The organism is Streptomyces sp. TE5632 (assembly GCF_054061295.1).
The window spans coordinates 1,944,993-1,965,792 of record NZ_JBSSEA010000003.1; the positions used below are offsets into that span (position 1 = coordinate 1,944,993).

The 20,800-nt window shown below is 71.8% G+C and carries 16 protein-coding genes and 3 pseudogenes; 6 read left to right on the top strand and 13 right to left on the bottom strand.

Annotated features, from left to right (window positions below; genetic code table 11):
• Nucleotides 1–271: 271 nt before the first annotated feature.
• Nucleotides 272–2,089 (bottom strand): ABC-F family ATP-binding cassette domain-containing protein, encoded by a 1,818-nt coding sequence (locus tag ACVW19_RS13820; RefSeq protein WP_457459678.1) that lies wholly within the window; start codon nt 2,087–2,089, stop codon nt 272–274.
• A gap of 144 nt (nt 2,090–2,233) precedes the next feature.
• On the opposite strand from ACVW19_RS13820, the gene ACVW19_RS13825 reads away from it, so the two are divergent.
• The gene (locus ACVW19_RS13825) at nt 2,234–2,842 is read left to right on the top strand and encodes a Uma2 family endonuclease (protein ID WP_457459679.1); all 609 of its coding nucleotides are present in this window, start codon (nt 2,234–2,236) and stop codon (nt 2,840–2,842) included.
• 5 nt (nt 2,843–2,847) lie between these two features.
• Here the strand turns inward: ACVW19_RS13825 and ACVW19_RS13830 are convergent, their stop codons facing one another.
• The 5 genes from ACVW19_RS13830 to rsmI all read right to left on the bottom strand — a co-directional run bounded on the left by ACVW19_RS13830 (nt 2,848) and on the right by rsmI (nt 6,986).
• A complete protein-coding gene (locus tag ACVW19_RS13830) occupies nt 2,848–3,744 on the bottom strand; it encodes a 4-(cytidine 5'-diphospho)-2-C-methyl-D-erythritol kinase (protein ID WP_457459681.1) in 897 nt (298 codons plus the stop codon).
• Complete coding sequence (gene rsmA, locus ACVW19_RS13835) at nt 3,741–4,628, bottom strand: 16S rRNA (adenine(1518)-N(6)/adenine(1519)-N(6))-dimethyltransferase RsmA (protein WP_457459683.1); 888 nt, start codon at nt 4,626–4,628, stop codon at nt 3,741–3,743. The genes ACVW19_RS13830 and rsmA overlap by 4 nt, the downstream gene beginning before the upstream one ends.
• A 34-nt stretch (nt 4,629–4,662) precedes the next feature.
• Nucleotides 4,663–5,553: a TatD family hydrolase gene (locus tag ACVW19_RS13840; RefSeq protein WP_457459685.1), complete on the bottom strand. Its 891-nt coding sequence runs from the start codon at nt 5,551–5,553 to the stop codon at nt 4,663–4,665.
• 58 nt (nt 5,554–5,611) lie between these two features.
• Nucleotides 5,612–5,959, bottom strand: coding sequence for a hypothetical protein (locus tag ACVW19_RS13845; protein ID WP_457459687.1), 348 nt, complete (start codon nt 5,957–5,959; stop codon nt 5,612–5,614).
• Between the two features lie 178 nt (nt 5,960–6,137).
• Nucleotides 6,138–6,986 carry a 16S rRNA (cytidine(1402)-2'-O)-methyltransferase gene (gene rsmI / locus ACVW19_RS13850; RefSeq protein ID WP_457459689.1) on the bottom strand — a complete coding sequence of 283 codons (849 nt, stop codon included), beginning with the start codon at nt 6,984–6,986 and terminating at the stop codon, nt 6,138–6,140.
• Between the two features lie 119 nt (nt 6,987–7,105).
• Here rsmI and ACVW19_RS13855 point away from each other — a divergent pair, with 119 nt between their 5' ends.
• Nucleotides 7,106–8,869, top strand: coding sequence for a dolichyl-phosphate-mannose--protein mannosyltransferase (locus ACVW19_RS13855; protein WP_457459691.1), 1,764 nt, complete (start codon nt 7,106–7,108; stop codon nt 8,867–8,869).
• 294 nt (nt 8,870–9,163) lie between these two features.
• On the top strand, nt 9,164–9,352 hold the full coding sequence (locus ACVW19_RS13860) for a hypothetical protein (protein WP_457459693.1): 189 nt from the start codon (nt 9,164–9,166) through the stop codon (nt 9,350–9,352).
• A gap of 209 nt (nt 9,353–9,561) precedes the next feature.
• On the opposite strand, the gene ACVW19_RS13865 is transcribed toward ACVW19_RS13860, so the two are convergent.
• Nucleotides 9,562–10,992, bottom strand: coding sequence for a S41 family peptidase (locus ACVW19_RS13865; RefSeq protein WP_457459695.1), 1,431 nt, complete (start codon nt 10,990–10,992; stop codon nt 9,562–9,564).
• 246 nt (nt 10,993–11,238) lie between these two features.
• Here ACVW19_RS13865 and ACVW19_RS13870 point away from each other — a divergent pair, with 246 nt between their 5' ends.
• The gene (locus ACVW19_RS13870; protein ID WP_457459697.1) at nt 11,239–12,888 is read left to right on the top strand and encodes a penicillin-binding transpeptidase domain-containing protein; all 1,650 of its coding nucleotides are present in this window, start codon (nt 11,239–11,241) and stop codon (nt 12,886–12,888) included.
• Between the two features lie 154 nt (nt 12,889–13,042).
• The gene (locus ACVW19_RS13875) at nt 13,043–14,719 is read left to right on the top strand and encodes a penicillin-binding transpeptidase domain-containing protein (RefSeq protein ID WP_457459699.1); all 1,677 of its coding nucleotides are present in this window, start codon (nt 13,043–13,045) and stop codon (nt 14,717–14,719) included.
• A gap of 45 nt (nt 14,720–14,764) precedes the next feature.
• Here ACVW19_RS13875 and ACVW19_RS13880 read toward each other — a convergent pair whose 3' ends face one another.
• Nucleotides 14,765–15,136, bottom strand: coding sequence for an SsgA family sporulation/cell division regulator (locus ACVW19_RS13880; protein WP_457459701.1), 372 nt, complete (start codon nt 15,134–15,136; stop codon nt 14,765–14,767).
• A gap of 224 nt (nt 15,137–15,360) precedes the next feature.
• On the opposite strand from ACVW19_RS13880, the gene ACVW19_RS13885 reads away from it, so the two are divergent.
• Nucleotides 15,361–16,527: a serine hydrolase domain-containing protein gene (locus ACVW19_RS13885; RefSeq protein ID WP_457459703.1), complete on the top strand. Its 1,167-nt coding sequence runs from the start codon at nt 15,361–15,363 to the stop codon at nt 16,525–16,527.
• Between the two features lie 15 nt (nt 16,528–16,542).
• On the opposite strand, the gene ACVW19_RS13890 is transcribed toward ACVW19_RS13885, so the two are convergent.
• From ACVW19_RS13890 to ACVW19_RS13910, 5 genes and pseudogenes are all read right to left on the bottom strand, one after another.
• Nucleotides 16,543–16,827: a DUF1876 domain-containing protein gene (locus ACVW19_RS13890; protein ID WP_457459705.1), complete on the bottom strand. Its 285-nt coding sequence runs from the start codon at nt 16,825–16,827 to the stop codon at nt 16,543–16,545.
• A gap of 70 nt (nt 16,828–16,897) precedes the next feature.
• Nucleotides 16,898–17,537, bottom strand: a pseudogene (locus tag ACVW19_RS13895) (EamA family transporter); the annotation flags it as partial.
• A 201-nt stretch (nt 17,538–17,738) separates the two neighbouring features.
• Nucleotides 17,739–18,014: pseudogene (locus tag ACVW19_RS13900) on the bottom strand (RNA-guided endonuclease TnpB family protein); the annotation flags it as partial.
• Nucleotides 18,015–18,074: 60 nt separating this feature from the next.
• Nucleotides 18,075–18,287, bottom strand: a pseudogene (locus tag ACVW19_RS13905) (YbaK/EbsC family protein); the annotation flags it as partial.
• Between the two features lie 188 nt (nt 18,288–18,475).
• Nucleotides 18,476–20,713, bottom strand: coding sequence for an MMPL family transporter (locus ACVW19_RS13910; protein WP_457459707.1), 2,238 nt, complete (start codon nt 20,711–20,713; stop codon nt 18,476–18,478).
• Nucleotides 20,714–20,800: the final 87 nt, after the last annotated feature.

The window sequence follows — 20,800 nt, forward strand, 5'->3', positions numbered from 1 at the left end:
TTGCTCACTGATTTTTAGCCACACCCTGAGGTACGTGGTGCTCCCAGAGTCGTATAAAGCCGGTTCTTACAGTTCTCAGACGGGGTCTTTCTATCACCCGGTACCGACGGGCCACCGGGCCGCGTCCACCCCTGTTCCCAAGGGAGGACCGGCCTGTGATGCCCTCGTTACGCGCCCCCACACGCCCCCACACGCCTCCACACGCCCTTCACACAACGCGCGCCCCGCGCACGGACCTGTGCGCGGGGCGGTACGGGCCCTGGTGCGGGCGTCAGGCGTCCTCGGCGAGTTCCAGCCACCGCGTTTCCAGCGCCTCGCGCTGACCTGCCGTCTCGCGCAGCTCCGCGTCGAGTTCGGCCACCTTCGCGAAGTCGGTGGCGTGCTCGGCGATGGCGGTGTGCAGCGTGGACTCCTTCTCGGAGAGCTTGTCCAGCTGCCGCTCGATCTTCTGCAGTTCCTTCTTGGCGGCGCGCACGTCGGCGGCGCTCTTCTCGGGGACGTCCGGGGCCGGTTTCGCCGCGGGGCCGGTGGCGGCGGCGGCCGCGGCGGCCTCCTCCATCCGCTTGCGCCGCTCCAGGTACTCGTCGATGCCGCGGGGCAGCATCCGCAGGGTGCCGTCGCCGAGCAGGGCGAACACCCGGTCGGTGGTGCGCTCGACGAAGAACCGGTCGTGGGAGATGACGATCATCGAACCGGGCCAGCCGTCGAGGACGTCCTCGAGCTGGGTGAGGGTCTCGATGTCGAGGTCGTTGGTGGGCTCGTCGAGGAAGAGGACGTTGGGTTCGTCCATGAGCAGCCGCAGCAGCTGGAGCCGCCGCCGCTCACCGCCGGACAGGTCGCCGACCGGTGTCCACTGCTTGTCCTTGTTGAAGCCGAACGTCTCGCACAGCTGCCCGGCGGTCATCTCCCGCCCCTTGCCGAGGTCGACGCGCTCCCGCACCGCCTGTACGGCCTGGAGCACCCGCCAGGTGGGGTCGAGTTCGGCGACCTCCTGGGAGAGGTAGGCGAGCCTGACCGTACGGCCGACGCCGATCCGGCCCGCCACGGGCTGTGCCTCGCCCTCGGTGCGGGCCGCCTCGGTCAGGGCCCGCAGCAGGGACGTCTTGCCCGCGCCGTTGACCCCGACCAGGCCGATCCGGTCGCCGGGGCCGAGCTGCCAGGTGATGTGCTTGAGCAGCACCTTGGGCCCCGCCTGGATGGTGACGTCCTCCAGGTCGAACACCGTCTTGCCGAGCCGTGACGAGGCGAACTTCATCAGCTCGCTGCTGTCGCGCGGCGGCGGGACGTCCTTGATCAGCTCGTTGGCGGCCTCGACCCGGAAGCGCGGCTTGGACGTCCGCGCGGGCGCTCCGCGGCGCAGCCAGGCCAGCTCCTTGCGGACCAGGTTCTGCCGCTTGACCTCCTCGGTGGCGGCGATGCGCTCGCGTTCGGCGCGGGCGAAGACGTAGTCGGAGTAACCGCCCTCGTATTCGTACACGGCACCGCGCTGCACGTCCCACATGCGGGTGCAGACCTGGTCGAGGAACCAGCGGTCGTGGGTGACGCAGACGAGTGCGGAGCGCCGCTCCCGCAGATGCCGGGCGAGCCAGGCGATGCCCTCGACGTCGAGGTGGTTGGTGGGCTCGTCGAGGACGATCAGGTCCTGTTCCTCGATGAGCAGCTTGGCGAGCGCGATCCGGCGCCGCTCGCCACCGGAGAGCGGTCCGATGACGGTGTCCAGGCCCTTGGGGAACCCGGGCAGGTCCAGCCCGCCGAACAACCCGGTCAGCACGTCGCGGACCTTGGCGTTGCCCGCCCACTCGTGGTCGGCCATGTCGCCGATGACCTCGTGCCGGACGGTGGCGGCGGGGTCGAGGGAGTCGTGCTGGGTGAGCACGCCGAGACGGAGCCCGCCGGAGTGCGTCACCCGCCCGGTGTCCGCCTCCTCCAGCTTGGCCAGCATCCGGATGAGGGTGGTCTTGCCGTCGCCGTTGCGCCCGACGACACCGATGCGGTCCCCCTCCGAGACCCCGAGGGAGATGCCGTCGAGGAGGGCACGGGTGCCGTACACCTTGCTGACGTTCTCGACATTGACCAGATTGACGGCCATTTCTCTCCTGCCTGGGGGTTCGATCAGCTTTCCAGCGTAGGGCGTCCCCGGGGGCGGTCGGGGCGCGAGGGGGCGGTCACCCTTTGTGATGACGTGATCGGAAACAGACGGCTACCTTGGAGGGCAGGCAGCAGGATCCCGTCCATGGGAGGAACCGTGACCGCCGAGTCCGTAGAGCACCGCCCCCACTGGCCGGTGCCGCCCGTGGACGGTTACACCGTGGACGACCTGTTCACCCTGCCGGATCTCCCGCCGCACACTGAGCTGATCGACGGGAGCCTGGTTTTCGTGAGTCCGCAGCGACGCTTCCATTTCCTTGTGATCGACCTGTTGGCCAACGGGCTACGCAGCTCTCTCGGCCCGGAGTTCAGTGTCGAGCGGGAGACGACCGTCGTCCTTGACAAGCGCAACGGCCCCGAACCCGATGTCAGCGTGGTCCGAGCCGACGCGGTCACAGGGCTGGACCAGACCACGTTTCGGGCCGAGGACGTCCTGCTCGCCGTGGAGGTCGTCTCCCCCGACTCGGAATCCCGCGACCGTACGACCGAACCGCACAAGTACGCCACCGCGGGAATCCCGAACTACTGGCGTGTCGAACAGGACGGAACCACCGGTCGGCCCCTCGTCCATGTCTACGAACTCGACCCCATGACGCGGTCCTACGTGCACATGGGTATGCAGCGCGACCGGATCAAGGTCGACGAACCTTCCGCCATCGCCATCGACCTGGGCACGGTCGAAACGCGGTCCTGAGCCCCTCAGACGACCGTCGCCCCCGGTACCGGCCCCGCCGCCGTACGCACCGTGTGGCAGGTGCCGGAGGCCCTCAGCGCGTCCGCGACCGCCTCCGCCGACTCCGCGTCCCCGGCGAGGAACGCCGTGGTCGGGCCCGAGCCCGAGACCAAGGCGGCGAGCGCGCCTGCGCCGCGCCCGGCGGCCAGGGTGTCGGCGAGTTCGGGGAACAGCGACAGCGCCGCCGGCTGGAGGTCGTTGGAGACCGTGGCGGCGAGCGCGTCCGGGTCGCCCTTGGAAAGCGCGTCCAGCAGGTCCTGCGAGGCCACCGGATCGGGGACGTCCCGGCCCTCCGCCAGCCGGTCGAACTCCCGGAAGACCGCCGGGGTCGACAGCCCGCGCCCGGCCATCGCGAACACCCAGTGGAAGGTGCCGCCCACCTCCAGTCCGGTCAGCCTCTCGCCCCGCCCGATGCCCAGCGCCGCCCCGCCGACCAGTGCGAACGGCACGTCGCTGCCCAGCTCGGCGCAGATGTCGAGCAGTTCCGCGGTCGAGGCGCCGGTCCCCCACAGCGCGTCGCAGGCCAGCAGCGCGCCCGCGCCGTCCGCGCTGCCGCCCGCCATGCCGCCGGCGACGGGGATGTCCTTGGCGATGTGGATGTGCACGTCGGCGTCCCGGCCGTACCGCCCGGCGAGCGCGAGGGCCGCGCGGGCGGCGAGGTTCGTACGGTCCAGGGGCACCTCGGCGGCGTCCGGGCCCGCGCAGGTGACGCGCAGCCCGTCCGGCGACGGGGTCACGGTGATCTCGTCGTGGAGGCCGACCGCGAGGAAGACGTTGGCCAGGTCGTGGAAGCCGTCGGGGCGGGCCGCGCCGACCGCGAGCTGGACGTTGACCTTGGCGGGCACGCGGACGGTGACGCTCACGCGGCGGACTCCTTGGACTGCTCGGGCTGCTTGTGTTCGGCGATGCGCGCGAACTCCTCGACGGTCAGGGACTCGCCGCGCGCCTGCGGAGACACTCCGGCGGCGACGAGGGCCCTCTCGGCCGCCGCCGCCGAGCCCGCCCAGCCGGCGAGGGCCGCCCGCAGGGTCTTGCGGCGCTGGGCGAAGGCCGCGTCGACGACCGCGAAGACCTCGCGCCGGGAGGCGGTGGTCCTCAGCGGCTCGCTCCGGCGGACGAGGGAGACCAGTCCGCTGTCGACGTTGGGGGCCGGCCAGAACACGGTCCGTCCGATGGCGCCGGCCCGCTTGACCTCCGCGTACCAGTTGGCCTTGACCGAGGGCACGCCGTACACCTTGGAACCGGGCGGGGCGGCGAGCCGGTCGGCGACCTCCGACTGGACCATGACGAGGGTGCGCTCGATGCTCGGGAAGGTCTCCAGCATGTGCAGCAGCACCGGGACGGCCACGTTGTAGGGCAGGTTGGCGACCAGCGCGGTCGGGGCGGGGCCGGGCAGCTCGGTGACGTGCATCGCGTCGGAGTGGACCAGCGTGAACCGCTCGGCGCGCTCCGGCATGCGGGCCGCGACGGTCGTGGGCAGCGCGGCGGCCAGCACGTCGTCGATCTCGACGGCGGTGACCCGGTCGGCGGCCTCCAGCAACGCCAGGGTGAGCGAGCCGAGCCCCGGGCCGACCTCGACGACCACGTCGTCGGGGCGGACCTCGGCGGTGCGGACGATCCGGCGGACCGTGTTCGCGTCGATCACGAAGTTCTGGCCGCGCTGCTTGGTGGGCCGCACACCGAGGGCGGTCGCGAGTTCGCGGACGTCGGCGGGGCCCAGGAGGGCGTCGGGGGTGGGGCTGGTCACGGGACAAGGGTACGGGGCGCGGGGACCCCGCAGTTCACGCCTGTGGATAACCGAAGGCGCGGGCCGTGTTCGCCGCGAGTGCGGTGGCGAGGGTGTCCTCGTCGACACCGCGTACGGCCGCCATGGCCCGCACCGTGACCGGCACCAGATACGGGGCGTTGGGCCGGCCGCGGTACGGCGCCGGCGTCAGGAAGGGGGCGTCGGTCTCCACCAGGACCAGCTCCGGCGGGGCCACGGCGAGCGCGTCGCGCAGGTTCTGGGCGTTCTTGAAGGTGATGTTGCCGGCGAACGACATGAAGTACCCGGCGCGGGCGCAGATCTCCGCCATCTCGGCGTCACCCGAGTAGCAGTGGAAGACGGTGCGCTCCGGTGCGCCCTCCTCCTTGAGGACGCGCAGCACGTCGGCGTGGGCGTCGCGGTCGTGGATCACCAGGGCCTTTCCGTGCCGTTTGGCGATCTCGATGTGGGCGCGGAAGGACCGCTCCTGCGCCTCCTTGCCCTCCGGCCCGGTGCGGAAGTAGTCCAGTCCGGTCTCGCCGACGCCCTTGACCTGGGGCAGCGCGGCCAGCCGGTCGATCTCGGCGAGCGCCTCGTCCAGGGCGGCCTCACCGCCCGGCTCCCGCGCCCCCTGCCGCGACCAGCCGTCAGGGTCGCCGAGCACGATGCGCGGGGCCTCGTTCGGGTGCAGTGCGACCGTCGCGTGGACGGCGTCGTACGCCGCCGCCGTCTCCGCCGCCCACCGGGACCCCTCGATGTCGCAGCCGACCTGCACCACCGTCGTCACCCCCACCGACGCGGCCTTGGCGAGCCCTTCCTCCACCGTGCCGGACTGCATGTCGAGATGGGTGTGCGAATCCGCGACCGGTACCCGCAGGGGCTCCGGGAGCGGCGGGGCGGCGTTCTTGTCGGGGGTGTTCGAAGGCATGCCCCGATCCTACGGATCGTGCGGAAGGGGCCTTCCCCACCACCGGGGCACCGGCCCGTCAGCCCGCCCTGCGGAAGGAGGACAGCAGGTCGGACAGGTGCCAGTGGTGGTCGCGGTGCTCGTGGTGCTCCCTGTGGGTCGCGCCCAGTGCGGAGGCGACCCGGCCGGGCCGCATGATCCGCACGACGTGGCCGTCACAGTGGAGACACGTCGGACGGCTCAGCGGAGAGGGCACGACCCGGCCGTTCGCCACATAGCGCACGACGTCGTGGCCGTCGGTGTCCTTGTGGTGCTCTATCTCGTACGACTGCTCCCAGCCGTACCCGCAGCGCATGCAGGCGAACGAGTACGACTCCCTGACGACGCCGTCGGCGCGGTGTCCGGCCCTTCCTGCGATCTCGGTCATCCTGGCTCCTGTCGGTCCACGGCGGGCACGGGCCGGTGCGGCCCGTCCCTCCTTCCAGTGGACTCCTCCGAGGACGCGAAAGCAGTAGGGACGGCAGAGTATTGGAGCCGTTTTGAGCGTTTCGTTGCCGAAGGCTCCCAAGCGCTCGGCAGACGTCCCGGGCCGCCCCGGCCCCCGCTCACCCCGCGGGGTGTTTCGCCGCCACCACCGCGTCGAAGACCTCCCGCTTGGGTACTCCCGCCTCCACCGCGACCGCCGCGATCGCCTCCTTGCGCCGCTCCCCCGCCTCCTCGCGCACGCGCACCCTGCGCGCCAGCTCGGCGGCGTCCACCTCCTCGGGGCCCCGGTCCGGCGCGCCCTCGACCACGACGGTGATCTCCCCGCGCACCCCCTCGGCAGCCCACGCGGCCAGCTCGGCGAGCGAGCCCCGCCTGACCTCCTCGTACGTCTTGGTCAGCTCACGGCAGACGGCGGCCCGGCGCTCCGCGCCGAACACCTCGGCCATCGCGGCGAGCGTGTCGTCGAGCCGGTGCGGTGACTCGAAGTAGACGAGGGTGCGCCGTTCCGCGGCCACCTCCCGCAGCCGCCCGAGCCGCTCCCCGGCCTTGCGGGGCGGGAAGCCCTCGAAGCAGAACCGGTCGACGGGCAGCCCGGACAGGGCGAGCGCGGTGAGCACGGCGGACGGTCCGGGCACCGCGGTGACCTTGATGTCCCGCTCGACGGCGGCCGCGACCAGCCGGTACCCGGGGTCGGACACGGAGGGCATCCCGGCGTCCGTCACCAGCAGCACGCGTGCGCCGCCGGCCAGTTCCTCGACCAGTTCGGGCGTACGGGCGGACTCGTTGCCCTCGAAGTACGACACCACCCGGCCCTTGGGGGTGACGCCGAGCGCCTGGGTCAGCCGCCGCAGCCGCCGGGTGTCCTCGGCGGCGACGACGTCGGCGCCGGCCAGTTCCTCGGCGAGCCGGGGCGGGGCGTCGGAGACGTCGCCGATGGGGGTGCCTGCGAGTACGAGGGTTCCGGTCACTCCCCCATCCTCCCAGGGCCCCGGCGGCCGGAGGTTCCGGCCATGGGCGGAACCGAGGGAGAGCCGGGCATACCGCCCATGCGCGGGACTCCCGCAGCGCCGTTCCCTACGATGGCGCGGTGACCAGTACCGCGTCCTCCACGGACACCCGGCAGGACCAGTCGCCGCAGGAGCGGCAACCGTCGTGGCAGCAGCGGCTGCGCCGCTTCGGCCACCCGGCGACGGGGACCGGGGGCGGTGCCCCCGGGGTTCCCGACATCCGTGACCGCCTGGTTCCGCCGTACACCCAGCCGTCCGGCAGGCTGTGGAACACGCTCGGGGTGCCGCCGGTGCTCGCCGACCGGATCACCCGCTGGTCGGCGTGGGGCGGCCCGCTGCTGGTCACCCTGTTCGCGGGGGTGCTGCGGTTCTGGAACCTGGGCAGCCCCAAGGCGGTGATATTCGACGAGACGTACTACGCCAAGGACGCGTGGGCGCTCGTCCACCGCGGCTTCGAGGTCGACTGGGACAAGAACGTCAACGACCTGATCCTCTCCAGGGGCGGGGACGTCCCCGTCCCGATCGAAGCGGCGTACGTCGTGCATCCGCCGGTCGGCAAGTACGTCATCGGGCTGGGCGAGCTGATGTTCGGGTTCGACCCGTTCGGCTGGCGGTTCATGACGGCTCTGCTCGGGACGCTCTCCGTCCTGATGCTGTGCCGCATCGGCCGGCGCCTGTTCCGTTCCACGTTCCTGGGCTGCCTCGCGGGCGCGCTGATGGCGGTGGACGGGCTGCACTTCGTGATGAGCCGCACCGCGCTGCTCGACGGGGTGCTGATGTTCTTCGTGCTCGCGGCCTTCGGGTGCCTGCTCGTCGACCGGGACCGGGCCAGGGCGCGGCTCGCCGCCGCGCTGCCCGTGGGTCCCGACGGCCGGACCCCGCCGGACCCGGACATCGCCGAGAACACCCGGCTGGGCCTGCGGCCCTGGCGGCTGGCGGCGGGGCTGATGCTGGGCCTGGCGTTCGCCACGAAGTGGAACGGGCTGTACGTCATGGCCGCGCTCTGTGTGATGGCGGTGCTGTGGGACGTCGGCGCGCGCCGGACCGCCGGCGCCCGCCGCCCCTACCGGGCGGTGCTGCGGCGCGACCTGGGCCGGGCGTTCCTCTCCACCGTCCCGGTCGCGCTCGCGACGTACGTCGCCTCGTGGCTCGGCTGGTTCCGCTCCGCGGACGACGGCAGCGGCGGCTACTACCGCGACTGGGCGGTGACCGACGGCAAGGACAGCAGCTGGTCCTGGCTGTTCCCCGACTGGTGGCGCAGCTTCTGGCACTACGAGAACCAGGTGTACGACTTCCACGTCGGCCTGTCCTCGCCGCACACCTACGAGTCCAACCCGTGGAGCTGGATCGTCACCGGCCGCCCGGTCTCCTACTTCTACGAGTCCCCGGCGCCCGGCACGGACGGCTGCCCGGCCGACGCGGGCGAGAAGTGCGCCCGCGAGGTACTGGCCCTGGGCACCCCCATGCTGTGGTGGGTGGCCTGCTTCGCGCTCCTCTACGTCCTGTGGCGCTGGTTCTTCCGCCGTGACTGGCGGGCGGGCGCCATCGCCTGCGGCGTCGCGGCCGGCTATCTGCCGTGGTTCCTGTACCAGGAGCGCACGATCTTCTTCTTCTACTCCATCGTCTTCCTCCCGTTCCTGTGCCTGGCGGTGGCGATGCTCCTGGGCGCGCTCGTCGGCCCGCCCCGCTCCAGCGACACCCGCAGGGTCGCGGGCGCGACGGCGGCAGGAGTCCTGGTCCTCCTGATCGCCTGGAACTTCATCTACTTCTGGCCGATCTACACCGGCACGTCGATCCCCATCGACGACTGGCGGGCGCGAATGTGGCTGGACACCTGGGTCTGACCGGGCGGATGCAGCACGAGGGCGCGGCAGTCTGCCGCGCCCTCGTGGTCGTCGGTGGTCCTCGCCGCCCCCCTCGGACGGCCCCAGGGCGGCCCGGCCCCGGCTCCCGACAGATTCACAGTCCCCTTGAGATCACTCGCTCGCACCCTGTCCGACCAGCAGGGATGTGCGTCCGGCGTTCAGGATGCCGCCTTCTCGTGCACGTCTCGTCCAGAGCCGACCACCGCCCTGGCTCTGCTGCGGTCCGCGCGGGAGCGGAGGAGCATGGAAGGCAAGCGACCGAGGAGGCCTGCCATGAAAACCGGAGACACCGGAGACACCGGAGACTCGGCCTACGACCCGTGGCTGTACTCTCACACGCCCTCGCAGGCCGAAGGCGAGCGTGACGATCCCGCCGAACGCGCGGCCGTGCACCCGGACGTCCCCAGGACCGAGCCGTCCCAGGCGGAGGGCGAGCAGGCGGACGACACCGGGACGGCATGACCACCGCCAAGAGATCGCCCCCGCGATCGATGAACGCGTGTGAGCACCGGGCCGGTTCACACCCTCGACGCGCCAACGCCAACCGTGCACGAGCTCGTCAGGGCGCGTGTCGGGGGGCGGCGCTCCGCCGGGTCTTCGGCTTGCTGGGCAGGCGCTCGGCGGGGTTCCTCTCCTCGGCACGATCGACTCCAGGATCGTTTCCGGTGTCGTCAGGTGGATCCGCGAGGGCACGGCTTCGTCGTTCCCGGCGGCTTGTCCGCGAGGTGGTCGAGGGCGCGGGCGACGGCCGAGTCGCAGCGGCGTCCGATCTCCGCGGCCGTGAAGACAGGGGTGCGGAACTCCCGCGGCACCGGGATGCCACGGCCCTCGAAGCTCTGCCCGGCCGCGTCCCGGTAGTCCTCGTTGCTGAGGTCGAGGGACCAGTCGCCGGGCAGTGTCCGCGACAGTTGGTCCGAGAAGACGCCCTGCGTCGGGCGGCCGATCAACGTGGGCTTCGGCGAGCGGTTCAGCAGCGTCATGACCGCCGTCTCGCCCGCGCTCACCGTGAGGTCGCTGACCAGCAGCGCGATCGGCCCGTGGAAGCCGGGGCGGGCGCTGGGCGACACCCGCAGCTTCTCGTACGGCGTGAACCCGGAGGCCGCCCGTGTGTCGCGCGCCCGCTTCTGGAACGCGAAATGGGGCTTGCCCGTCAGCCGGGAGGCCAGTGCGAGGCTGAGGTCGTCGAAACCGCCGTCGTTGAGGCGCAGATCGAGCACGAGGCCGCGCCAGCCGTCCTGCTCCGCGGCGGCGAACACCGTGTCCAGGGCTTGTTCGAACTCCTTCCGGTCGACGTCGTACGAATCGTCCGCGAAGTCGTCGAACTGTGTGATGCGCAGGTATCCCAGATCGCCCGGCAGCCCGCCGGCGTACTCCACCTTGTCGTCGATGACGGGGGTGAGCCGCTTGCCCAGCCTTGCTTCGATCGCGGGTCGGAGGGCATCGGTGTCCATGTCGTCCGATTCGCGCGTGCCCGGCCGTTTGCCGTAAAGGCTGAGGTCCTCCCCCTCGACACCGGTGTGCATGTCGCCGAGTTCGCGGACCGTGTCACCCAGCAGCTTGCCGAGCATCCGGTCGGTGTTGTCCTCGGCCAGGGCCGCCCGGTCGCGCTCTCTGTCCGCCGTGTCGAGCTTCCGGTGCGCATAGGGCGGGTAGTGCTCGGTGAGGTTCTGCCAGAAGACGTCGAAGGTCTGCAACCGGCGGTCGGCCGCGTTCCTCGAGACCTCGGACGGGCAGTCGGGCAGCTTCTTGAGCCGGTTCATGCGGATGTGCCCGGCCGACCCCGGTTCCCGCACGACCAGTCGGCCTCCCTGCCTGCGGACGACCAACTCGGCCTCACCGTCCTCACCGAAGGACGTCGCATCGCCCTCGCGGCCCACCGGTGCCGACGAGTCCCCGCCGAGGCAGCTCCCCGTTGTCCGGTCGTAGGAGGTCAGCCGCGTCTTCCCCGCACCGTCCCGGGCGATGTCGAAGACGTAGCCGTACCCGGTGCTCTGCCATGTCCCCTCGATCGCCGCGTTCCGGTCGCCAGGGGTGCGGTCCGGACCCGAGCAAGCGGTCAGCACCGCGGCGATCCCCACCAACAGCCATCGTCTCCGCACCATGAGCGCGAACGTACCGCAAGGAACCCGAACAAAAGGGCCGCCCCGGCCGCCGGAGGACATCGAGCCGGGCGAGCCGGAGAAGGCGGGCGACGGCCTTCGGGCCCCCCGGACCACCCGTCTCCGTTCGGACAACAATCGGAAACAGCCGTCCCGGTCGTCACTCCTTGTGCGTAGAGTGCTCACTCGCCGAGCGTCCTGAACACGTTCAGAAGGCGTGGGGGGTCCGGCGGGGAGGGGAAAAGCCCGATGGGCAAGGGGGTCAAGGCCACCGTCATCGGTGGCGTGTTCGCGGTCATGGTGGGGGGCGCCGGGTACGGGGTCTACAACATCGTGTCGGCGGTGAACGGCGACGGGGGAGGCGGCGGTTCGGACGCCGCCGTGACCAAGAAGTCCGGGCCGCCGGACGCGGAGGAGGTCGCGAAGGCGAGCGGGGCGTTCTTCGCGGCCTGGGAGAGGGCGCAGGCGGAGCAGGCCGCGTCGTACACGAACAACGCCGGGGAGGCGGCCCCGTTACTGGCGGCCTACGGCGAGGACGCCCGCATAGCCGATGTCGAGATCACGCCGGGCACGGCCACCGGCACCACCGTGCCGTTCCGGGTGAAGGCGACCGTCTCCTACGACGGGAAGTCCGAACCCCTCAACTACAAGAGCGAGTTGACCGTCGTACGGGGAAAGACCACCGGGCGCGCGCTGGTCGACTGGCAGCCGTCCGTGGTCCATCCGGACCTTAAGGACGGCGACACCCTGGTCACCGGGGAGGCGGCGCAGCCGCCGATCGAGGCCCTGGGCCGGGACGGCACGGTGCTCACCGAGGAGAAGTACCCCTCCCTCGGCCCGATCCTGGACACCCTGCGCGAGAAGTACGGCGACAGGGCGGGCGGCACCCCCGGCGTCGAGCTGGTGATCCGGCACGCCGACGGGACCACGGGCGAGGGCGCCGGCGACACGACGCTGCTGACCCTCGCCAAGGGCAGACCCGGCCAACTGCGTACGACGCTCAGCGCGGGGGTGCAGGCCGCGGCCGAGAAGGCGGTGAAGGAGTTCGCCGAGTCGTCGGTGGTGGCGGTGCGGCCGAGCAGCGGCGAGGTGCTGGCGGTCGCCAACCACCGCGCGGACGGGTTCAACGCGGCGTTCCAGGGCCGGGTCGCCCCCGGTTCCACCATGAAGATCGTCACCGCGGCCATGCTCATCGACAACGGCGTGGCCGCGATGAACGGCCCGGCGCCCTGCCCGCCCACCGCCACCTGGCAGAGCCAGACGTTCAAGAACCTCACCGGCATGGAGCCGAACGACAACGCCACCCTCGCCGACAGCTTCCTGCGTTCCTGCAACACGGCCTTCATCAAGCTCATCGACGAGGACCCGCTCACGGACGCCTCACTCACCCAGGAGGCCCAGGAGCGGTTCGGGCTGGGCCGGGACGACTGGAAGACCGGCATCGTCTCCTTCGACGGCAGTGTTCCCGCCGTCGCGGGTCCGGACCGTGCCGCCGGCGCCATAGGCCAGGGCCAGGTGCAGATGAACCCGCTGAACATGGCGTCGGTGACGGCGACCGCGATCACCGGCGCCTTCCGCCAGCCGTACCTGGTCCCCCCGGAGCTCGACGGCCGGCAGCTGGCGCAGGCGAAGGGCCTTCCGGCGGGCACCGCCGCCCAGTTGAAGCAGATGATGCGGCTCACCGCCACCCAGGGCACCGCCCAGGAGGCCATGGCCGGGCTCGGCGGCGACATCGGCGCGAAGACCGGTTCCGCCGAGGTCGACGGCAACGCCGCCTCCGACAGCTGGTTCACCGGTTTCCGGAACGACGTGGCGGCGGCGGCCATGAGCCAGCAGGGCGGCCACGGCGGCGACGCGGCCGGTCCGATTGTCGCAGCCGTGCTACGAGCGGGCGGCTGAGCGCGACGCGCGGGAGGGGGGACTCTAGGCTGGTGGCCGTCGTTGGCATGTGAGCGCCATGGCGGGTGAGAGCCATGGCGGATGAGAGCCACGAGGGCAGCGTACGGGCATCGGGGGAGCCCGGCGGAGTTTTTTGCGGAGGATCGGACAAGCAGTGGGCAACAGAAAGCGCGTCGCCGAGCGACGGAAGACCCCGCCCGCCGTGCTCGGCGGGGTGATCGCCGTCGTCGTCGGCGGTGCCGGGTTCGGCGCCTACGCGCTGTTCGGGGGTGGGGGCGGAGGCGAGGACGACACCCGGACGTCCTCCGCCCAGCAGGCCGAGGAGGCCAGGACCGGTCCGCTGTCCGCCGCCGAGGTCACCGCCGCGGCGGACCGTTTCCTCACCGCCTGGCAGCAGGGCGAGGTGAGCGAGGCCGCCGAGGCCACCGACGACCCGGAGGCGGCCACCGCCCTGCTCACCGGCTACACCAAGGACGCCCGCGTCGAGGACGTCACCCTCACCGCCGGCGCCCGCACCGGCGACAAGGTCCCGTTCTCCGTCAAGGGCACGGTGGCGTACGGGGACTTCTCCGAGCCGCTCGCCTACGACAGCGCGCTGACCGTCGTACGCCGGGACGGGGACGGCGAACCGCAGGTCGCGTGGGCGCCCTCCGTCGTGCACCCCGACCTCAAGGACGGCGACAGGCTGGTCACCGGGGAGGCGGGCACCCCGCCGGTCAAGGCGCTGGACCGGGACGGCGGCGAACTGACCACCGCCACCTATCCGTCCATCGGGCTGATCCTGGACGGGCTGCGCGAGAAGTACGGCAAGACGGCGGGCGGTGAGGCCGGCATCGAACTGCGCGTGGTCCGCGGCAAGGAGTCCAAGAAGGCGGAGGCCTCCGACAAGACCGTGCTGGAGCTGAGCAAGGGCACCCCCGGCACGGTGCGGACCACGCTGGACCCGAAGCTCCAGGCCGCGGCTGAGGAGCAGGTGGCCAAGAAGGCCAGGTCGTCGGTGGTGGTGCTGCGGGCGTCGACCGGTGAGATCCTCGCCGCCGCGAACGCCTCGCGCGGCTTCAACACCGCCTTCCAGGGGTCGCTGGCCCCCGGCTCGACGTTCAAGGTGCTCACGGCCTCGATGCTGATCGAGAAGGGCCTCGCGTCCATCGACGAGAAGCACCCGTGCCCGAAGTACTTCAGCTACGGCGGCTGGAAGTTCCAGAACCTCGACAAGTTCGACATCAAGGGCGGAACGTTCCGGGACAGCTTCGGCGCCTCCTGCAACACCGCCTTCATCAGTCAGGCACCCGAGTTGACGGACGACGACCTGACCAAGCAGGCGCAGCAGGTCTTCGGGCTCGCGAAGGACGACTGGCAGGTCGGGGTGTCGTCCTTCGACGGCGCGGTGCCGGTACAGAAGGACGCCCCCATGGCGGCTTCCCTGATCGGCCAGGGCGGGGTGCGGATGAACCCGCTGAACATGGCGTCGGTGTCGGCGACCGTCAAGGCGGGCGTGTTCCACCAGCCGTACCTGGTGTCGCCGGAGGTGGACAACCGCCGGCTGGCCACGGCCTCGCGCACCATGTCGCCGGAAACGCTGTCGCAGCTGCGGGAGTTGATGTCGTACACGGCGACCAGCGGCACGGCGGCGACGGCGATGGCCGGGGTGAGCGGTGACAAGGGCGCGAAGACCGGGTCGGCCGAGGTCGAGGGTCAGAAGAAGCCCAACGGCTGGTTCACCGCGTACCGCGGGGACCTGGCGGCGGCGGGGGTCGTGCAGTCGGCAGGCCACGGCGGCAAGACGGCGGGCCCGATCGTGGCGAGCCTGCTGAAGCTCGGCGACGGCTGACCCGGGCGCGGGCGGCGGTTCACCGACCGCCGCCCGTCAGCCCGGTCAGCGCGGGACCGGTTCGGCGGCGGCCGCCGCCGTGTACGTACGCCGCAGGAACCGCGTCAGGGCCTTCGTCTCGAACTGCACCACCGACACTCCCTGCGCGGAGTGGAACTCCACGACGGTCTGCACCCGGCCGCACGGCCACACCTGCACGTCGCCGCTCCCCACGGGGGTGCGCAGCCCTTTTTCGAGCAGCGCACGGGGGACGGACCACTCGTGGCTCCCGGGGCCGGGCATCCGCACCGTCACGGTGCGGGGGTCGTCCTCGGAGTCGTAACACAGCGTCACGGGCACCGCCCCGCGGTCCGCGGCCTGCGGGGCGTCCGCATCCGTGACGATCTGCGCGCGTGCGTACTGCTCGACTGCGTTCATGGGTGGCCCCTCACGGTGCTCTACCTGTACGAAAGCCGTATACCCACTTGTACTTACAATGTCGCACACATTTCGGAATCCCACCCTCCGTGCGGTGCTCGTCACTGACAAGTCGGCCTCTGCTCGACACAGCCCAGGAATCACAGGCGGACGGCCGCTGTTACGCCCCATGTCAGAGGTGAACGACGGGACTGACGACAGGTGAACAGAGAGGACCGACGGACGTGGGCGTCGAGGTGCACGGCACAGTGACCGAGGGCTTCGAGCCGGTCGGGGAAGCATTCGAACGGAACTTCGAGCACCTCGGGGACCGGGGCGCCGCCGTCGCCGTCTACCGGGACGGGCGCCGGGTCGTCGACCTGTGGGCCGGTACGAAGGACGTCGACGGCACCGAGCCCTGGCGGCGGGGCACCGCCCAGGTCGTGCGCTCGGCGACCAAGGGCGTCGCCGCCGCCGTACCCCTGCTGCTGCACCAGGACGGCGAACTGGACCTGGACGCACCGGTCGGCCACTACTGGCCGGAGTTCAAGGCCCACGGCAAGGAGCAGGTACTGGTCCGGCACGTGCTGAACCACCGGGCCGGACTCCCGCTCCTCGACCGCCCGCTCACCCCGGCGGAGGCGCTCGACCCGCTGCGGGGCGCCGAGGCGGTCGCCGCCCAGGCACCCGTGTGGGAGCCGGGCACCGACCACGGCTACCACGCCCTCACCTACGGCTGGCTGCTCGACGGACTGGTCCGGCGCGTGACGGGCCGGGGAGCCGACGAGTGGATCGCGGACCGGATCGCCGCTCCGCTGGGGCTCGACTTCTGGCTGGGGCTGCCCGACGCGGAGGCCGGCCGGGTGGGGCGGGTCGGCCCGGTCGAGGGGCCCGAGCCGTCCGGCGCGCTCCGCGCCCGCCCCAAGCGCTCGGTCACCGCGGCCTACGGCGACCCCGCCTCCGTCACCCGCCGGGCCTTCGCCGCGATCAGCCCGTCCCCGGACCAGAACGACCCGGCGTTCCGCGCACTGCCCCAGCCCGCCGCCAACGGCATCGCGACGGCGGACGGACTCGCCCGCTTCTACGCCTCACTGATCGGGCGGGTCGACGGCGTACGCCTCTTCGAGGCGGCCACCGTCGCACGCGCCCGCGCCGAGGAGTCGGCGGGCCCGGACCGCGTCCTGATCGTCGGCACCCGCTTCGGCCTCGGCTACATGCTGCACGGCAGCGCGTCGCCGTTCCTGGCCCCGGGCTCCTTCGGCCACCCCGGCCGCGGCGGCTCCCTGGGCTTCGCCGACCCGGAGTCGGGCATCGCCTTCGGCTACGTCACCAACGGTTTCCGCACGACGGTGACCTCCGACCCCCGTGCCCAGGCCCTGGTACGGGCGGTGCGCTCGGCCCTCGCCGGCTAGCTCACCCCTCGTCGCTCACACGTGGATCGGGTGCGAGGTCCGGCCGGACACTTCGTCGATCTCGTCGTGCGCCTTGGTCAGCAGTTGCATCGCGAGTTCGTTCAACGCGCGTGCGCCGGCGACCTCCTCCCCGACCCTGGGCTGGTTCGCGTCCACGTGGTGCCGGCTCGCGTGCCCGTGGGCCCGTACCTCGGTCCCGTCGGGCAGCCGGACCAGCGCCACCGCGCGCGTGTGCTGGTCGTCCTCCATGAACTCCATCTCGACGTGCCACCCGACCGTGGTGCGCATCGTGCTCGTCATGACGGTCACCTCCGGAAGTCCTGCTTCCAGGGTGCCCCTCCCCCCGCCCGACCGCACCCGGCCGCCGCGCTCACCCGGCGCGCAGCATCAGCCCGATCCCGACGACCAGCAGCCCGGCCGCGGCGACACGCGGAGCACCGAAGCGTTCCCGGAAGAACACGCCCCGATACCGGCTCCCACGATGATCGACGATTCCCGCAGGGCCGCGACCGGGGCGAGGGGGGCGCGGGTCTGGGCCCACAGGACGAGGGCGTACGCGGTGACGGAGAGGGCCGCGCCGAGCAGGCCGAGGGCCGCGTACGGGCGCAGCAGGGCGGTGGTGCCGCCCCGTCGGCGCCAGAGCGCGTAGGCCGGGATCACCGTGCTCTGGACGGCCATGAGCCAGGCGATGTAGCCGAGGGAGGAGCCGGTGACGCGTACGCCGAGGCCGTCGACGACGGTGTACGCGGCGATGGTCAGCCCGGTCGCCAGTGCCGCCCCGGTCGCCGCCCAGTCGGGCCGGTGCCCGCGCAGCCCCCACAGGGCGACGCCGGTCAGTCCCGCGCAGGACAGGGCGATCCCGGCGGCGGCCCATCCGTCGGGCACCTCGTGCGCGAACACGGCGCGAGGACCGCGACCAGCAGCGGCGCGCTGCCTCTGGCGAGAGGGTACGCCTGCCCGAAGTCGCCCAGTTCGAAGGACTTCATCAGCAGCATGTAGTAGGCGATTTGACATCCTCCGCCTCTTAAGAGAGGGGGATTCCGACCCGGGGTGGGTCGAGGTTCACGGGCGCTCGAGCGGCCGGCGGCCGCTGTCACCCCTCCGGCACCGGCTGCCCGCCGGGGGCGGGGGATCCCGCCCTGTCCTGCCGCGACGTTGACCGCCGCGTTCTCATCCGCGTTGCAGCTGAACCCGCAGGAGACGCAGACGAACTCGGCTTGGCTCTTGCGCGAGTCCTTCTCGATCCATCCGCAGGCACTGCACCGCAGCGAGGTGTAGGGGGCGGGCACGTCCTCGACCCGGCCCGGGGCCTTCTCCCCGGTCCGGCGGCGCAGCAGGCCCCAGCCCCGGGCGAGGATCGCCCGGTTCAGCCCGGCCTTCTGCCGCACCCGGGTGCCGGGCTGTGCGACGGTCCCCTTCGCCGAGCGGGTCATGGTCGTGATGTTCAGCTTCTCGAACCGGATCAGACCATAGGTGCGGGCGAGCATGGTCGAGGTCTTCTCGCACCAGTCCTTGCGCCGGTCCGCCTCCCGGGCCTTGGTCCTGGCGACTACGGGCACGTCATCGACCGCGAAGATCAGCGACTTGCAGATCTGGCTGAGCTCGCAGCCGATCGCGGCGGCGGCCTCGGGAGCGGTCCGGGCGGCGTCGGGGAAGCGCCGGACCCGCCCGATCACCTCCGGGAGCCCCAGCTCCCGCAGGGCCTCGGCGAATCGGGGGTGGGCGGCGGATCCCTCGTGGTCAGTGGCGGCTGTCGTTATGCGGGGCACGCTAGCGGGCGGCGCGGGCGGCGGGCGAGCGGGTCGTCCCGGTGGTGGGCGCGGCAGGCGCGGCAGGCGCGGAACGAGGAAGCCGGTGAGGGCTCCCCGTCCCCACGGGGCCCTCACCGGCTGGTACCGGGGACCGCAGGAGTCGACGCCCTGCGGTCCGGTGCGGTCATCCGCTGCCGTCAGACACGGACCAGTTCCTGGTCCTCGCCCTTCCTGTCGTCCTGCGTGCGCAGGCCCTCGCCCTCGACGTCCACGTTGGGCAGGACGCGGTCCAGCCACTTCGGGAGCCACCAGGCCTTCTTGCCCAGCAGGGCCAGCACCGCCGGGACGATCGCCATACGGACGACGAACGCGTCGAAGAGGACGGCGACGGCGAGGCCGAAGCCGATCATCTTGACCATCGCCTCGCTGGAGCCGATGAAGCCGGCGAAGACGGCCATCATGATCACCGCCGCGGCGGTCACGACCCGGGCGCTGTACCGGAAGCCGGTCACCACGGCCTGGCTGGGGTTCTCCCCGTGGACGAAGGCCTCCCGCATCCGGGTCACGAGGAACACCTCGTAGTCCATGGCCAGTCCGAAGACCACGCCGACCATGAAGATCGGCATCATCGACATGACCGGGCCGGTCTCCTCCACGCCCATCAGGCCGGACAGCCAGCCCCACTGGAAGACCGCGACCACGGCGCCCAGGGCGGCCAGCACGGAGAGCAGGAAGCCGAGGGCCGCCTTCAGCGGGACCAGGATCGACCGGAAGACCACGATCAGCAGCAGGAACGCCAGTCCGACCACCAGGGTCAGATACGGCACCAGCGCGTCGTTGAGCTTCTGCGACACGTCGATGTTCATCGCCGTGGCACCGGTGACCAGAACATCAACGTTGCCGTTGCCGTTGCCGTTGCCGCCGGCGTCGGCCTTGATGTCCGCTCCGGCGTCCCGGATGTCGTGCACCAGGTCCTCGGTCGCCACGGACGACGGCTTGGAGTCCGGGATGACGGTGATCGTGGCCGTGTCGCCCGCCTCGTTGGGTGTCGGCGGGGCCACCGTGACGACGCCGTCGAGGCTCTTGACGGCATCGCCGGTCTGCTGGAAGACGGCCTGCGGGTCGTCGCTGTTCTTGGCGTCGACCACGACGACCAGCGGACCGTTGAAGCCGGGGCCGAAGCCCTCGGACAGCAGGTCGTAGGCGCGGCGCTGGGTGGTGGACGTCGGCTGCGAACCGTCGTCGGGCAGGCCCAGTTCCAGGGAGCTCGCCGGGACGGCCGCCGCGCCGAGGCCGACGACGCCGAGCAGGAGGACGGCCACGGGACGGCGTACGACGAAGCTCGCCCAGCGGGTGCCCATGTTCGGACGCTGCGCCTTGTCCGCACCCTTGCCGCGGCCGCCGCCGAGCAGCCTGCTCTTCTCGCCGGCCGGGCGGACCCTGCGGCCCGCGTAGCCGAGCAGCGCCGGGACCATGGTGAGCGCGATGAGGACGGCGATGGCGACGGTGCCCGCGGCGGCGACGCCCATCTTGGTCAGCATCGGGATGTTGACGACCGACAGACCGACGAGGGCGATGACGACCGTGAGTCCGGCGAAGACGACCGCGGAGCCCGCGGTGCCGACGGCGCGGCCCGCCGCGTCCTCGCGCTCCCTGCCCTCGGCCAGTTCGGCGCGGTAGCGGGAGACGATGAACAGCGCGTAGTCGATGCCGACGGCGAGGCCGATCATCGTGGCCAGGATGGAGGTGGTGGAGCCGAGGTCCAGGGTGGCGGCCAGTGCGGAGATGCTCGCGACACCGATGCCGACGCCGATGATCGCGGTGAGCAGCGGCAGGCCGGCCGCGATCAGCGAGCCGAAGGTGATGACCAGGACGACCGCGGCGACACCGATGCCGATGATCTCGGCGGCGCCGGTCTCCGGGACGGCCTGCAGCGCGTCACCGCCGATCTCCACGGTCAGTCCGGCGTCGCGGGCGTCCCCGGCGGCGGCCTTCAGGGAGTCGCGCGAGGAGTCCTCCAGTTCCATGCCGGAGACCTTGTAGCTCACCGACGCGTAGGCGACCGCGCCGTCCTGGCTGACGCCTCCGCCCTGGTACGGGTCGGTGACGAGGGCGACCTGGGAGTCGCCGGAGAGCTCCTTGACGGTCTTCTGGACGGTCGCCTTGTTGCCGGCGTCGGTCATCTTCTCGCCGGCGGGCGCCTTGAAGACGACGCGTGCGGTCGCTCCGTCGGCACTGGTGCCGGGGAAGCGTTCTTCCAGCACGTCGAAGGCCTTCTGGGCCTCGGTGCCGGGGATGGAGAACGAGGTGTTGCCGGCTGCGGGAGCGCCGGCCGCGCCGACGCCGGCGAGTGCCAGCAGCGCCACCCAGAACAGGGCGGTGAAGTGTCGGCGCCTGAAGGCGAAGCGTCCGAGTCGATAGAGGAATGTGGCCACGAGGGAGTACTCCCGGTCAGGTCGTGGATTCTCAGGGCAGGGGGGTCCAGCCCGACGACGTGAGCGGTGGCGTCCGTCAGGTGGTGA